The following is a 12,725-nucleotide window of genomic DNA, read 5'->3' on the forward strand; positions in this document are numbered from 1 at the left end:
AAGAAAAAATAGAAAAGCTTCCTCAGCCAGCGGTTTGGGTCTTCGGGCCCGCGCGCTGCTGGTATTCGCGCGGCGTGCAGCCGAGTTCGCGGCGAAATACCGCGTACATGTATTGCAGCGACGTGAAGCCGCAACGAATCGCGACTTCCGCGCTCGACGCATCGCGTTTCGCGAGCAGCGACTTCGCGACGTCGAGCTTGTGGCGCAGGATCTCCTGATGCACGGTGCACTGACGCTCGCGCCGGAAATACTCTTCGAGCGACGAACGCGACACGCCCACATAGTCGGCCACCTGCTCGGTCCGAATGCCCTGGCACGCGTACTGACGAATGAAATGGCGCGCGCGCATCACATAGGGACTCGCAAGCGGCTGATGCCGCGTCGATTCGAGCACATTGATGCCGACCGGCGGCACCAGAATGCGACGACCCGGAAAACGCGCGCCGTGCAGCATCTGATGCAGGATGTGCGCGGCGGTGCGGCCCATTTCCTCGGTGCCCTGAATCACCGACGACAGCGGAATGCGCGTCAGCGTACGCGTGAGCGGATCGTTGTCGATGCCGATGATCGCGACTTCCTCGGGCACCGGAATGCCCGCGATCAGACATGCCTGCAGCAAATGCCGTGCACGCGCGTCGGTCACTGCGATGATGCCGACCGGTTTCGGCAATTGCCGAAGCCATGCGGTGAGCTGTTCGATGGCCTGGTTCCACGACGGCGCGCTGGTCGACAGACCGCGATAGATCTCGGTATCGATCTGCGCCGCGCTGCGACCGTCCGCGCTGCGCAGATGCGCGAATGCGAGCTCGCGCTGTTGCGCCCAACGGTTTTCCTGCGCCTGCGGCAGGCTGTACAGCGCGAAGTTTTCGAGGCCCGCGCCGATCAGATGCGTGTACGCGAGCGACACGAGCTTGCTGTTGTCAGTCGCGATATAGGGTAAATCCGGGGGGTATTGCGTCGGATCCTCGTACGACGAACCGACGGCGACCACCGGCAGCGGACAGTCGCGCAGGGCCTCGTCGACGGCGGGGTCGTCAAAGTCCGCGATGATGCCGTCGCCGTCGAAGCGCTGGATACCCGCGAGCCGGCAGCGAAAGTCTTCTTCGAGGAACAGATCCCATGCGACGCGGGTCGATAGCAGGTAGTTGCCGATGCCGGTGATGATCTCGCGATCGTAGACCTTGTTCGCGTTGAACAGCAGCGCGATCCGATGGGTCGTCTGAGGTGCTTGTGGACGGGTCATGGCGGTAAGCGGCGTGTGGATCGATACACCACGCGCCTTTGTCTCCGTTGTGTCGGGTGCCAAGAAGCAGCCCCCGTTTTTAAGCGTCTGGTTATTCTAGGCGCCGAATCGCGTGACGGCAGTATACAAACGCGCGGGCGGTAAGAAACATCAAGCGCGCTGCGAAATATCGCAATTGCCGACACATCGTGCAAGCGGCAGCATGGCGTCACCTCGTCGGCCAGCAAGGCCACGCCGCGCGGGTTGCAATGCAGCATACATTGGAGACGCCGATGTCCTACTTCGAACACATTCCCGAGATCCGTTATGAAGGCCCGCAATCGGACAACCCGCTTGCGTACCGTCACTACGACAAAACGAGGCAGGTACTCGGCAAGACGCTCGAGGACCATCTGCGGATCGCCGTGTGCTACTGGCATACGTTCGTGTGGCCCGGTGTCGATATCTTCGGCCAGGGCACGTTCCGCCGGCCGTGGCAGCAACCCGGCGACGCCATGGAGCGAGCGCTTCAGAAGGCCGACGCCGCATTCGAATTCTTCTCGAAACTCGGCACGCCGTACTACACGTTCCACGATACCGACGTCGCGCCCGAAGGCGCGAGCGTGAAGGAATACAGCGAGAACTTCCTGCGCGTGTCCGACTACCTCGCGCGCAAGCAGCAGGATACCGGCGTCAAGCTGTTGTGGGGCACCGCGAATCTGTTTTCGCATCCGCGTTACGCGGCCGGCGCCGCGACCAATCCGAATCCTGAGGTTTTCGCCTTTGCCGCGACCCAGGTGCGTCATGCGCTCGACGCGACGCTGCGCCTCGGCGGCGAAAACTACGTGTTGTGGGGCGGCCGCGAAGGCTACGACACACTGCTCAACACCGACCTCGTGCGCGAGCGCGAGCAGTTTGCGCGCTTCCTGCACATGGTGGTCGAGCACAAGCACCAGATCGGTTTCAAGGGCGCGCTGCTGATCGAGCCGAAGCCGCAGGAGCCGACCAAGCATCAATATGACTACGACGTCGCCACCGTGCACGGCTTCCTGCTGCAGCACGGCCTCGACAAGGAGATTCGCGTCAACATCGAGGCGAATCACGCTACGCTCGCGGGCCACTCGTTCCATCACGAGATTGCGACCGCGTTTGCGCTCGGCATCTTCGGTAGCGTCGATGCGAATCGCGGCGATCCGCAAAATGGTTGGGATACCGACCAATTTCCCAACAGCGTCGAGGAACTGACGCTGGCCTTCTACGAGATCCTGCGCCACGGCGGCTTCACGAGCGGCGGCATGAACTTCGATGCGAAGCTGCGGCGCCAGAGTGTCGATGCGGAAGACCTGTTTTATGGCCACATCGGCGCGATCGACAACCTCGCGCTCGGCCTCGAACGCGCGGCGGTGCTGGTGGAAAACCAGCGTCTCGAACAGTTCAAGCGGCAACGCTACGCGGGCTGGGATGGCGAGTTAGGCCACAAGATCCTGTCAGGCGACTATTCGCTGTCGACGCTCGCGGCGGACACGCTGGCGCGCGATCTGAATCCGCGGCATGTGAGCGGGCAGCAGGAGCAGATGGAAAACATCGTGAATCAGGCGATTTATAGCGGACTTTGAATAAAGATCGCGCGACCACACGGATCGCGCGCACCAGCAAGCTGTGGGTTGTCGCTTGTCCGAGTCTGCGGCTCGCAGCGCAGACCGATACGTCCGGTATTCCCGGCTATCACAACACAAAGGAGACAGAAATGAAATTCGCCATGCGTCGTAACGTACTGAGTTCGCTGTTGTGCGGAGCGGTACTCGCCAGCCTGTCGCTCGCCGCGCCGCTCGCGCACGCCAGCAAGGATCACCCGGAAATCGGCTTCTGTATCGACGATCTGCGCGTCGAGCGCTGGTCGCGCGATCGCGACTATTTCGTCGCCGCGGCGGAAAAGCTCGGCGCGAAGGTGTCGGTGCAATCGGCCGATGCGAGCGAAGAGCGTCAGATCTCGCAGATCGAAAACCTGATCTCGCGCGGCGTCGACGTGATCGTGATCGTGCCGTTCAACTCGAAGACGCTCGGCAACGCGGTGGCCGAAGCGAGGAAAGCGGGCATCAGGGTGGTGTCGTATGACCGGCTGATTCTCGACGCCGATACCGACGCCTACATCTCGTTCGACAACCAGAAGGTCGGCGAGATGCAGGCGCAAGGCGTCTACGACGTGCGGCCGAAGGGCAACTACTTCCTGCTCGGCGGCGCCCCGACCGACAACAACGCGAAGATGCTGCGCCAGGGCCAGTTGAAGGTGCTGCAGCCGGCGATCGACAAGGGTGACATCAAGGTGGTCGGCCAGCAGTGGGTGCCGGAGTGGAGCGCATCGACCGCGCTGCGCATCATGGAGGACGCGCTGACCGCGAACAACAACAAGATCGACGCAGTCGTCGCGTCGAATGACGGCACCGCTGGCGGCGCGATCCAGGCGCTCGCCGCGCAAGGCCTCGCGGGCAAGGTACCGATCTCGGGTCAGGACGCCGACCTCGCTGCCGTCAAACGCGTGGCGGCCGGCACGCAGACGATGACGGTCTACAAGCCGCTGAAGCTGATCGCCGGCGAAGCGGCGAAGCTGTCGGTCGCGCTCGCCAAGGGCGAGAAGCCAGCCTTCAATGCGCAATACGATAACGGCAAGAAGAAGGTCGATACGGTGTTGCTGCAGCCGACCAAGCTGACGAAGGCCAACCTCGACCTCGTCGTGAAGGACGGCTTCTACACGCAGGAACAGCTCGCGAGCAAATAAAACGGAGAAGGGCGCGATGTGAACGCCACGCTCCCGGGTCATCGCGCCCCGGAGCGTGGTCGAACATCGGCCCACCTTGCAGCGAGGCATACCGAATGACGCAACCTCTTCTGACGATGCGCGGCATCGTCAAAGCTTTTTCCGGCGTGAAGGCGCTCGACGGCATCGATCTGAGCGTATCGCCGGGCGAATGCGTGGGCCTGTGCGGCGAAAACGGCGCGGGCAAATCGACGCTGATGAAGGTGCTGTCCGGCGTGTATCCACACGGTACGTGGGATGGCGAAATAACCTGGGAAGGCCAGCCGCTGAAGGCCGCGAGCGTACGCGACACCGAACGCGCGGGCATCATCATCATTCACCAGGAACTGATGCTCGTGCCGGAGCTGTCGGTCGCGGAAAACATCTTTCTCGGCAACGAAATCACGCTGCCCGGCGGGCGCATGAACTACGCGGCGATGTATCAGCGCGCCGACGAACTGTTGCGCGAACTCGGCATCAGCGGCATCAACGCCGCGCAGCCCGTGATGAACTACGGCGGCGGCCATCAGCAGCTGATCGAGATCGCGAAGGCGCTGAACAAACGCGCGAAGCTGTTGATTCTCGACGAACCGTCGTCGTCGCTGACCGCCTCCGAAATCGCGATTCTGCTCGACATCGTGCGCGATCTGAAGCGGCGCGGCATTGCCTGCGTGTACATCTCGCACAAGCTCGACGAAGTCGCGGCAGTCTGCGACACGATCAGCGTGATTCGCGACGGCCGCCATGTCGCGACCGAGCCGATGCAGGCACTGACGACCGAGCGGATCATCTCGCTGATGGTCGGCCGCGAGATCAAGAACCTGTTTCCGCGCGAGCCGCATCCGATCGGCGACGTGATCTTCGAAGCGCGCAACGTGACCTGTTTCGACGTGACGAATCCGCGTCGCAAGCGCGTGGACGACGTGTCGTTCTCGTTGCGGCGCGGCGAAATTCTCGGCGTTGCGGGGCTCGTCGGCGCGGGCCGCACCGAGTTGATGCAGGCGATCTTCGGCGCGTATGCGGGCGTCAGCGAGGCGAGCGTCGTGCTTGAGCGCAAGCCACTGAAAATTCGCGCGCCGATCGACGCGATTCGTGCCGGTATCGCGATGGTGCCCGAGGACCGTAAGCGCCACGGCATCGTGCCGGGCATGAGCGTCGGTCATAACATCACGCTTGCGGTGTTGCAGCGTTTCGCCTCGGGCGGACGCATCGATTCCGCTGCCGAGCTCGACACGATTCAGACGGAAATGAAGCGGCTTTCGGTGCGCGCCGCGAATCCGATGCTATCGATTGCAAGTCTGTCGGGCGGCAATCAGCAAAAGGCCGTACTCACGCGCATGCTGCTGACCAACCCGACGGTGCTGATCCTCGACGAACCGACGCGCGGCGTCGACGTCGGCGCCAAATACGAGATCTACAAGCTGATCTTCCAACTGGCGCAGCGCGGCATGTCGATCGTGATGGTGTCGTCCGAGTTGCCGGAAGTGCTCGGCATCAGCGACCGTGTGCTCGTGATCGGCGAGGGCGAGTTGCGCGGCGACTTCGTCAACGACGGTCTCACGCAGGAAGACATTCTCGGCGCCGCGATCCGCCCCGTGCATCTATCTTCGAACCCAACCGCAGCGAGTGCCGCATGACTCCCGAAGTAACTTCCCAACGCACCGACAACGCCGCGCCGCGAGGCGCCTTCGGCGGCGCGCAACGGATCCAGCAACTATTCGCGCGCTACAAGATTCTCGCGCTGCTGATCGCCGTCGCCGTGATCTGGATTTTCTTTTCGGCGCTCACGCACGGCGCGTTCGTCACGCCGCGCAATCTGTCGAATCTGCTGCGGCAGATGTCGATTACCGGCATGCTCGCGTGCGGCATGGTGTTCGTGATCATCGCCGGTGAAATCGATCTGTCGGTCGGTTCGCTGCTTGGTTTGCTCGGCGGCGTCGCGGCGATTCTCGACGTGAACCGGCACTGGCCGATCGGCGTGACGATTCCGGTCGTGTTGCTGCTTGGCATCGCGGTCGGGATGTTCAACGGCTGGTGGTCAACCTATCGGCGCGTGCCGTCGTTTATCGTCGGGCTCGGCGGCATGCTCGCGTATCGCGGCATTCTGCTCGGCATTACCGGCGGGTCGACGATCGCGCCGGTGTCGGACAGCTTCGTGTTCGTCGGCCAGGGCTATCTGCCGCGGTTCGCCGGCGACACGCTCGCCGTCGTGCTGTTCCTGCTGCTGGCATTCTTGACGATCCGCCAGCGCGCGAATCGGCAGCGTTATCAGCTGCGCGTCGTGCCGCTCTGGCAGGACGTCGCGAAGGTAATCGGCGCGGGCGCGATTCTCGCCGGCTTCATCGCGATGCTCGACAATTACGGCGGCATTCCGGTGCCGGTGTTGCTGCTGCTCGCGCTGCTCGGCATCTTCACATGGATCGCGACGCAGACCGTGTTCGGACGCCGCATCTACGCGGTCGGCTCGAACCTCGAAGCGACGCGGCTCTCGGGCGTCAACACCGACCGCGTGAAGCTCGCGATCTTCGCGCTGATGGGGCTGATGTGCGCGTTCGCCGGCATCGTCAACACCGCGCGGCTCGCGGCCGGTTCGCCGTCGGCGGGGTCGATGGGCGAACTCGACGCGATCGCCGCGTGCTTCATCGGCGGCACCTCGATGCGCGGCGGCTCCGGCACCGTGTACGGCGCGCTGATCGGCGCGCTCGTGATGGCGAGCCTCGACAATGGCATGTCGATGCTCGACGTCGACGCGTACTGGCAAATGATCGTGAAGGGCGGCATCCTCGTGCTGGCCGTGTGGATCGATGTGGTGTCGGGTTCGAACCGCCGTTGATCCAGTCGCGTCATCGATTCAAGCGCGAGTTTGCGGTGTGCAGGCGGTTAGTCACGCTCGCACACCGTCGCCCGCGCGATCGCAGTTAATGAAACGCCCCACGACTTTCCCACGCCGCTTTCGATCCCCGCTTTTGCGCGCCTCACGGCCGCTTCAGGCTCACGCGCGCATTTAAGTCTCACGCTCGCCGATTCGTCTTATTACTATTCGCAGACAAAGACGGGTGCATCGGCGCTGTCGCCACTTTCCTGTCATCGAGCCAGCCGAGCGAGCCATGCCATGTTGACGCGCAGAACTTTCCTGCTGGGCGGCGCTAGTGCGTTGGGCGGGCTGCTGGTCGGCTGGGCCGTGCTGCCGCCGCGGCAGCGCCTGATGACGTCGACGCCGCTGCCGACGCAAGGCTCGCAGGTCGCGCTGAACGGCTGGATCAAAATCGACGCCGACAACCGCGTGACGATCATGATGCCCAAGGCCGAGATGGGGCAGGGCATCCATACCGGGCTCGCGATGGTGCTCGCCGAGGAGCTCGACGCCGACTGGTCGCAAGTGCGGGTCGAAGAGGCGCCGATCGACCGGATCTACAACGCGGTGCAGGGCATCGTCGACGATCTGCCGTTTCGCCCCGACGACGACAGCTACGTCCGGCGCGCCACCGTATGGATCACGAGCAAGGCGGTGCGTGAGATCGGCACGATGATGACGGGCGGCTCATCGAGCATGAACGATCTGTGGACGCCGATGCGCGAGGCCGGCGCGTCGGCGCGCGTGATGCTGATCGGGGCGGCGGCCGGGCGCTGGGATGTGCCGGTCCGCGAATGCCGTGCGGAAAAGGGCTACGTGCTGCACCCCTCGGGGCACAAGGCGACGTTCGGTGAGTTGTCGTCGATGGCTGCGCGCCAACCGCTGCCGCGAAGCGTCGTCCTGAAGCAGGCCGCCCACTTCAAGCTGATCGGCCAGCCCATGCGGCGTATCGAAGCCGCGCCGAAAATCGATGGCGCGGCGCGCTTCGGGATCGACGTGCTGCCCAACGGTCTGCTCTATGCGAGCGTCGTGATGTGCCCGACGCTCGGCGGTACGGTCGCGCATTTCGACGCGACACCCGCGCAAAAGATGCCGGGCTTCGTCAAGGCGCTCGCTGTGCCGCCGTATGCGGGTGGCACCGGCGGCGTGGCCGTGATCGCGGACAACGCGTTTCGCGCGATGACCGCGGTCGAGGCGATCGACGTGAGCTGGCATGACGGCGCGGCCGCGAAGGTGTCGAGCGCGGAGGTGGAGCGCCGCCTCGTCGACGCGCTCGACGATAGCGACGGTCATGTGTATTTCCACATCGGCAACGTCGACAACGCGATGACTCGCGCGGCGCGCAGGATCGAAGCGGTGTATCACGCGCCGTACCTCGCGCATGGCGCGGTCGAGCCGCTGAACTGCACGGTGCAGGTCGCGGACGGCGCCGCGACCGTGTGGGTGTCGACGCAAATGCCGGCACTCGCGCGGCAGCATGCGGCGAAAGCGCTCGGCATCGACGCCGATCTCGTCGATGTACAGACGCAGTTGCTGGGCGGCGCGTTCGGGCGGCGCCTCGAACTCGATTTCATCGCGCAGGCCGCGGCGATCGCGCGCGAAGCCGATGGCCGTCCGGTGCAAACCATCTGGTCGCGCGCGCAGGACTTCACGCACGACTTCTACCGGCCCGCGTGTGCGGCATGGCTTCAGGCCGGCTTCGACGAGCACGGCAAGCTGGTGGCGTGGCATGCGAAGTCGGCGGGCCAGGCGATCGTGCCGGATGCGCTCGCGCGTTACTACGGCGTGCCGCACATCCCCATCGACAAGACCACCTGCGAAGGCGCGTTCGATCAGCCGTACGAGTGGCCGGCCGCGCGCGTGTCGCACAAGATCGTCGACTTGCCGGTGCCGGTCGGCTTCTGGCGCTCGGTCGGCCACTCGCATCAGGCCTTCTTCACCGAGAGCTTCACCGATGAAGCCGCGGCGGCAGCCGGCCAGGACCCGATCGCGTTTCGCGCGATGCTGCTCGCGCAGCATCCGCGTCATCTGGCGGTCCTCAAGCGTGTCGAGGCAATCTCGGAGTGGGGACGTCCGCTCAAACCCGCCGCCGATGGCGCGCGCTGCGCGCGTGGCGTCGCGTTGCACGAGGCGTTCGGCAGCGTCGTCGCGCAGGTCGCGGAGGTGTCGATCGGGGCGAACCGGCAGATTCGCGTGCATCGCGTGCTGTGCGTGATCGATTGTGGCTTGCCGGTGAATCCGAACCTGATCCGTCAGCAGATGGAGGGCGGCATCGTGTTTGGGCTGTCGAGCGCACTGCAGAACGAGATTACGATCGTCAACGGTCAGGTGCGGCAGAAGAACTTCGTGGACTTTCCGGTCGTGCGGATGAACGCGTGCCCGGCGATCGAAGTCGACATCATGCCGAGTCAGCTGCATCCGCAAGGTGTCGGCGAACCGGGCGTGCCGCCGGTCGCGCCGGCGGTGGGCAATGCGGTGTTCGCGTTGACGGGGCAGCGTTTGCGCACGCTGCCGTTGCGGCTTGCATGACGGACGGCGCGGCGACTCAGGAGACGAGCGTGGCAATACTGAACATCAACGGACGCAAGGTGAAGATCGATGCCGATCCGGACATGCCGCTGCTATGGGTACTGCGCTGCGATCTCGGCATGACCGGCACGAAGTTCGGCTGCGGCGTGGGCATCTGCGGCGCGTGCACGATCAATCTCGATGATGCCGCATGCTTCGCGTGCCAGACGCCGATGTCGAGCCTGCACACGCAGAAGATCACGACGATCGAGGGTTTGCAGGGACGCGAGGCGCAGGCGCTGAAGGCCGCGTGGATCGAACTCGATGTGGTGCAGTGCGGTTATTGCCAGAGCGCGCAATTGATGGCGGCTTGCGCGTTGCTCAAGCGCAAGCCTGATCCGACCGATGCCGACATCGACGAGGCGATGACGCCGGTGGTATGCCGTTGCGGCACGTACCCGCGGGTGCGGGCGGCGATACATCAGGCGGCGGCACAGGCCCGGAAGCGCTGAGTCACTCTCCCAGGCATGCCGTTCAGGGCGCTTTCACAGTCGACGCCGCCGACCCTCCGGACTTCGCCGTCGGCCTGGCGGCGACAGGCGTTGCCTTCAGCTGCGGCGGCGTTTCGCCCGGCGTGCTCTGCCCGCCGACCTCCCACCCGCCGCCAAGCGACAGGAACAGATTGACCTGATCGACCGCCACCTGGCCCTCCGCCGCCGCAAGCTGCGACTTCGCGGCCGTCAGCGTGCGCGTCGCGTCGAGATCGGAGATGAACGACTCACGCCCGGCGCGATACAGCCGATGCGTTTCATCCGCCGATTGCGCCGCCGATTTCAGCGCCGCGCGCAGCGATTCGGCGCGCGCGTAGTCGGACGCGTAGGTCGCGAGGCTGGTCTCGGTTTCGCGCAGCGCGGTCAGCACCACGCCGTCGAACTTCGCGAGCGCGACCTGGCTCGACGCTTCGGCTTCGTGGACGCGTTGGCGCGCCCCATTGGTCGGGAAGGTCCAGCTGATTAGCGGACCAAAGGCCCACCGCGCCGTCGGCGAGGTGGGAATGTCTTCGAGAATGCCGGTGAACCCCGCCGACGCGCCGATGCTGATGCTCGGATAAAGCGCCCCGGTCGCGACGCCGATGCGCGCCGTCGATGCCGCGAGCTGACGCTCGGCTTCGTGTACGTCCGGGCGGCGCCGCAGCAGCGTGGCGCCATCGCCGATCGGAATCGGCTGGTGGGTTTGCGGCAGCCGGTCACAGGCGAGCACGGCCGGCGGCAATTGGGACGGCGCCTGGGCGAGCAGCATCGCGAGCCGGTATTGTGCGATCTTGCGGCGCGCGGTGTAGCGCGGAATGTCGGCCGTCAGAGTCTCGACCTGAGTCTGGCCGCTCGTGACCGCGGTCTGATTTCCGCGTCCCGCGTCGCGCAGACGGCGCGACACGTCCACGCGCTCCTTCTGTAGCGCGAGCGATTGCTGCGCGATGCGCAACTCCTCGGCCGCCGAGCATTGTTCGACGTACGAGCGCACCACGTCCGCGACGACAGTGATGCGCGCGAGGTCGCCCGCGGCTTCCACGGCCTCGGTGTCCGCCGCCGCCGCTTCGACGCCGCGGCGCAGCTTGCCGAACAGGTCGATTTCGTACGAAACGTTGATGCCCATGTCACCCAGGTTGGCGACCGGCAGTTTCTCGAAGAGCAGGAATTGTTCGGCCGATTCCTGCGCGCGCTGGATCGCCACCGACGCGTTGCCCGAAAAACCGCCCTGCGCTTGCGCAATGCCCAGCGCCTCGCGCGAGCGCGCGAGATTCGCAGCGGCGACGCGCAGGTCGGTATTCGATTTCAACGCTTCGTCGACGAGACCGTTGAGCACCGGATCGTCGTACAGCTTCCACCAGACGGTCGGCGTGTTGAGGGTCGACGTCAGCCTGGGATCGGCGCCCTCGATTGCTCCGTTCGCGAGTGGCGCATTGACGAGCGCCTGCTTCGGCAGCGTGTAGTTCGGCCCGACGTTGATGCAGCCGTTCAGCGCGACGACGGTGATCGGCAATAACGGCAACAGTGGCAGCAGCGGCAAGCGCGGCGCCAGCGAGGACAAGGTACGCACAAGCTTCATTGCGACGCGCCCGATGGTGCGGTGGTTGTTGCCGCGGCCGGGCGCGCGGGTCCGGACGCCACCGACGAACCGGGTGCCACCGGCGCAGTCGAAGCCGCGACCGTGCCAGATGCGCCACCCGTGCCCGACACGGCTCGTCTCCTGACCGGCGACAGGTCACGCACCGACACCGTCGCGGTACGCCCCGCGATCAGGCGGAAATCAGCGGGCACTTCATCGAGCGCGACCCGCACCGGAATGCGCTGCGCGAGCCGCACCCAGCTGAACGCCGGGTTCACGTTCGGCAGCAGATTGGCGCTTTGCGTGCGGTCGCGGTCTTCGATACCGGCGACGATGCTCTGCACGTGGCCGCGCAGCGGCTTGGGCTCGCCCATCACGATGATGTCGACCGGCTGGCCGATGTCGATGCCGCGCAGCTTGGTTTCCTCGAAGTAGCCGTCGACGCGGAACGAATGCATGTCGACCACCGCGACTACCGCGCGGCCGGCCGCGACGAATTCGCCGGCGCGCGGCGCGCGGTCGTTCAGATAGCCGTCGACCGGGCTTTTGATCGTCGAGCGCTCGAGGTTCAGCTTCGCGGTGTCGATCGCGACGTTCGCGTCGGCGAGCGCGGCTTCGCCCGCGTCGACACGCGAGCGGCTTTCTTCGAGTACTTCGGCGGCGACGAGGTTGCCGAGCTGACGATTGCGCGCGTATTCGCGGCGGGCCTGATCGAGCGTCGCGCGGCGCTGCTGCGCCGTTGCCTCGGCCTGGCGCAATGCGAGCGTGTAGCGCGCCTGATCGATCCTGAACAGCACCTGGCCCTGCTTGACCTGCTGGTTGTCCATGACCTCGACCGACGAAATCAGTCCCGACACGTCGGGCGCGACCTGGATCACGTCGGCGCGTACGCGCCCGTCGCGGGTCCACGGCGCGAACATGTAGTAGTTGACGAGTTTCCACAGCACGAATGCTGCGATCACTACGACGATCAGGGTCAGCAGGATCTGACCGACGGAGAACCAGGTTTTTTTCACGTTATTAGTCTGTGCGAAACAACGACGACAAGGCCCAGCACCAGCACATAGACGCCGAGATCGAAGATGGAGCGATGCCAGACGAAGCGGTAAAAGCCGGTGTAATCGAGCGCGGTGCGAATGCCGAGGTTGATCAGATACGCGATCAACATCAGGACCAGCACGGACGGTACGAACACGCCGAAGATATCGATTTCACCGATCATCGCGGGAACTGGGAAAGGG

General features: G+C 64.9%; 10 protein-coding genes. 6 read left to right on the plus strand and 4 right to left on the minus strand.

Annotated features, from left to right (window positions below; all coding sequences use genetic code 11):
- Positions 1–22: 22 nt before the first annotated feature.
- Positions 23–1,243, minus strand: a complete 1,221-nt coding sequence (locus F6X42_RS30550) for a XylR family transcriptional regulator (protein WP_187637761.1) — start codon at positions 1,241–1,243, stop codon at positions 23–25.
- A gap of 272 nt (positions 1,244–1,515) precedes the next feature.
- On the opposite strand from F6X42_RS30550, the gene xylA reads away from it, so the two are divergent.
- From xylA to F6X42_RS30580, 6 genes are all read left to right on the plus strand, one after another.
- Positions 1,516–2,838: a xylose isomerase gene (xylA, locus tag F6X42_RS30555; protein ID WP_187637762.1), complete on the plus strand. Its 1,323-nt coding sequence runs from the start codon at positions 1,516–1,518 to the stop codon at positions 2,836–2,838.
- A 131-nt stretch (positions 2,839–2,969) separates the two neighbouring features.
- Positions 2,970–3,998, plus strand: a complete 1,029-nt coding sequence (gene xylF, locus F6X42_RS30560) for a D-xylose ABC transporter substrate-binding protein (RefSeq protein ID WP_187637763.1) — start codon at positions 2,970–2,972, stop codon at positions 3,996–3,998.
- 95 nt (positions 3,999–4,093) lie between these two features.
- Positions 4,094–5,653 (plus strand): D-xylose ABC transporter ATP-binding protein, encoded by a 1,560-nt coding sequence (xylG, locus tag F6X42_RS30565; protein WP_187637764.1) that lies wholly within the window; start codon positions 4,094–4,096, stop codon positions 5,651–5,653.
- The gene (locus F6X42_RS30570; protein WP_187637765.1) at positions 5,650–6,849 is read left to right on the plus strand and encodes a sugar ABC transporter permease; all 1,200 of its coding nucleotides are present in this window, start codon (positions 5,650–5,652) and stop codon (positions 6,847–6,849) included. The genes xylG and F6X42_RS30570 overlap by 4 nt, the downstream gene beginning before the upstream one ends.
- 279 nt (positions 6,850–7,128) lie before the next feature.
- Positions 7,129–9,399: a xanthine dehydrogenase family protein molybdopterin-binding subunit gene (locus tag F6X42_RS30575; RefSeq protein WP_187637766.1), complete on the plus strand. Its 2,271-nt coding sequence runs from the start codon at positions 7,129–7,131 to the stop codon at positions 9,397–9,399.
- Positions 9,400–9,428: 29 nt separating this feature from the next.
- Positions 9,429–9,890, plus strand: a complete 462-nt coding sequence (locus tag F6X42_RS30580) for a (2Fe-2S)-binding protein (protein WP_187637767.1) — start codon at positions 9,429–9,431, stop codon at positions 9,888–9,890.
- Between the two features lie 22 nt (positions 9,891–9,912).
- Here F6X42_RS30580 and F6X42_RS30585 read toward each other — a convergent pair whose 3' ends face one another.
- Genes F6X42_RS30585 through F6X42_RS30595 form a run of 3 tightly spaced genes read right to left on the minus strand, consistent with a single transcriptional unit; the run spans position 9,913 to position 12,706 of the window.
- Positions 9,913–11,484, minus strand: a complete 1,572-nt coding sequence (locus F6X42_RS30585) for an efflux transporter outer membrane subunit (protein ID WP_187637768.1) — start codon at positions 11,482–11,484, stop codon at positions 9,913–9,915.
- A complete protein-coding gene (locus F6X42_RS30590; protein ID WP_187637769.1) occupies positions 11,481–12,500 on the minus strand; it encodes an efflux RND transporter periplasmic adaptor subunit in 1,020 nt (339 codons plus the stop codon). The genes F6X42_RS30585 and F6X42_RS30590 overlap by 4 nt, the downstream gene beginning before the upstream one ends.
- Positions 12,497–12,706, minus strand: coding sequence for a DUF1656 domain-containing protein (locus F6X42_RS30595; protein ID WP_090808477.1), 210 nt, complete (start codon positions 12,704–12,706; stop codon positions 12,497–12,499). Before F6X42_RS30595 ends, F6X42_RS30590 begins: the two co-directional genes overlap by 4 nt.
- Between the last annotated feature and the right edge of the window lie 19 nt (positions 12,707–12,725).

This window comes from Paraburkholderia podalyriae (assembly GCF_014397785.1).
GTDB lineage: Bacteria > Pseudomonadota > Gammaproteobacteria > Burkholderiales > Burkholderiaceae > Paraburkholderia > Paraburkholderia podalyriae.

Bases quoted from the DNA above. Each gene is read 5' to 3' on its own strand.
- F6X42_RS30585 (WP_187637768.1), bottom strand. From the start codon at position 11,484: ATGAAGCTTGTGCGTACCTTGTCCTCGCTGGCGCCGCGCTTGCCGCTG.
- xylA (WP_187637762.1), top strand. From the start codon at position 1,516: ATGTCCTACTTCGAACACATTCCCGAGATCCGTTATGAAGGCCCGCAA.
- xylG (WP_187637764.1), top strand. From the start codon at position 4,094: ATGACGCAACCTCTTCTGACGATGCGCGGCATCGTCAAAGCTTTTTCC.
- F6X42_RS30595 (WP_090808477.1), bottom strand. From the start codon at position 12,706: ATGATCGGTGAAATCGATATCTTCGGCGTGTTCGTACCGTCCGTGCTG.
- xylF (WP_187637763.1), top strand. From the start codon at position 2,970: ATGAAATTCGCCATGCGTCGTAACGTACTGAGTTCGCTGTTGTGCGGA.
- F6X42_RS30550 (WP_187637761.1), bottom strand. From the start codon at position 1,243: ATGACCCGTCCACAAGCACCTCAGACGACCCATCGGATCGCGCTGCTG.
- F6X42_RS30570 (WP_187637765.1), top strand. From the start codon at position 5,650: ATGACTCCCGAAGTAACTTCCCAACGCACCGACAACGCCGCGCCGCGA.
- F6X42_RS30575 (WP_187637766.1), top strand. From the start codon at position 7,129: ATGTTGACGCGCAGAACTTTCCTGCTGGGCGGCGCTAGTGCGTTGGGC.